General features: G+C 64.1%; 1 protein-coding gene and 1 pseudogene. Both read left to right on the forward strand.

The features are described 5' to 3' along the window. A partial coding sequence (locus PUT78_RS23420) for an LPD7 domain-containing protein (RefSeq protein WP_337994723.1) occupies nucleotides 1-1,627 on the forward strand: 1,627 nt, incomplete at its 5' end. Further along, nucleotides 1,620-1,959, forward strand: a pseudogene (locus PUT78_RS23425) (type IV secretory system conjugative DNA transfer family protein); the annotation flags it as partial. The gene PUT78_RS23420 and the pseudogene PUT78_RS23425, both read left to right, overlap by 8 nt.

Raw genomic sequence — 1,959 nt, forward strand, 5'->3', positions numbered from 1 at the left:
GATGGCGCGGCTGCGCGAGGGCGACTGGCTGATGGATGATCTGCGCAGCGTGGCCGAGCATCACGGGTTGGATCTCTCGAAGCAGGATGATCTGGACCGCGCGCTGGAAGAGGTGGACCGCGTGCATGACCGGATCGGGGATGATGTCGGGCTCGATCTGATGCCGGAGCAGCGCGAGGCGCTGGAGGACAAGACGTCGCAGAAGATCGAAGACGCGATCACGGCTTTGCGCCGTGAAGGGTTTGACAGGGCATATATCTCATCGCGCTCATTCGATATCGAGGATCAGGCCCGCGCAGAGGCGCGGGCCGAGGTTCTGGGTGTCGCGCGCACGGCAGATGCAGCGCCCGCCGAGGCCACACCTCAAGCGCAGCCGCCACAGCGTACAGGCGCGGAGGCAACAGATCGGCCTATGTCGCAGGCAGGCTTGGCAGGCGAGGCGCAGGCAGACAGCATCGCACCCGCGCGCCGCGGGCTCGATCCGCTGGATACCCCGTCTTCCTACTATGAGCGGTTCGTGGTGACCAAGCAGGGCGACCGGCAGGAATTTTATCGCCATTACGATGACGCGCGTGCGGCGATTGTCGATACGGGCAACACGCTCAGCACCAAGGCCGCCGACAAGGCGACAGCCCTCGACATGGTCAATCTCGCCGCCCATCGCGGCTGGGAGTCGATGAAAGTGACCGGCCCGCAGGACTTCCGGCGTGAGATGTGGATTGAAGGCGCGGCCAAGGGTATCAAGGTCGAAGGCTACAAGCCCAATGAGCGCGATATCGAGGAAGCGGCACGGCGCAGTGACATGGAACGCCCGCGCAGCCTGCAGCGGACGGATGGGCCTGTCTCTGAGGGTCGCGATATGGGCAGCAATGACTCTCGTGACGTATCCCGTGATCGGGCATCACCTCTTGCCGCCAACACGACCAGCGACAAGGTTGATTACAGCCAGGGCGTGCGCGGCACGGTGCTTGCGCAGGGTACGCGCCCCTATCTCGATCGCTCCGGGGCTGCGGAGTCTCCCTATGTGCGCTTGCAGCTTTCGAACGGCCGAACGCATGATGTCTGGGGCATGGGGGTCACCAAGGCGCTGGCGGATCGGGGCGTGACAGCGGGCGACACAGTGACTCTGTCCTCAACCCGCTCCGAGGCCGTCACCATCACCACGCGCGATCCCGTGAGCAATGAGGTCATCGAGAAGCAAGGCAGCCGACGGGCCTGGGAGGCGCAGGATATCCAGCGCGGCACAGCAGCAGACACCGGGACGGGCACGGGGATCAGCACCGGCGCGGCCGCGACGACCGCCGCAGCAACTGCCGCTGCCGCTGGCATGCTGATCGCTGCGAAATCCGATCTGGCAAAACTGCCCGCGCCTACGGACGCGAAACGCGCGGATGCCTATCGCGAGGCTGTGGAGGAGCGTCTGACACCCGACGAGATCGCGCGCCTCAAACAGGGCGATATCTCGGGGCTCGACGGTGTAGGCAGTCGCGAAGACCAGCTTTCTGTCGCGCGCGAATATCTCAAGGCCGAGGGCAATTCGCCCCAGGCCCTGCGTCAGGTCAGCGAAGAGTGGTTTGATGAACGCGCCGCCAATGCCGCGCAAGAGCGGGGGCTCGAGCATGATTAAGACACGCATTCTGGCGGGCCTGGGCCTCTTCGCTGCTCTCGGGCTCGCTCTCGCCTATATATTGGCCTCAGGCTATCTGGCACTCAAACTCACCGGCAGTGCTGCCACGCTCGATTGGGGCCTGCTCCTCCATAACTGGCAGGCAATCCGGCTCCACCATCCCGATCTCTGGCAGGTGATCGGGCTTATCTTCCTATTTGCCACCCTGGGCAGTTTGCTGCTCGGATCCTTCGTCGTCCATGAGGGGCTGACCCGCTTTGGCGAGACCCACTGGCAGTCCAAAGCCGAACTGAAGCGCAATCGCTTCTTTGAAAAGCCTGGGCGCGGGTTTC

The organism is Roseinatronobacter alkalisoli (assembly GCF_028745735.1).
Lineage (GTDB): Bacteria > Pseudomonadota > Alphaproteobacteria > Rhodobacterales > Rhodobacteraceae > Roseinatronobacter > Roseinatronobacter alkalisoli.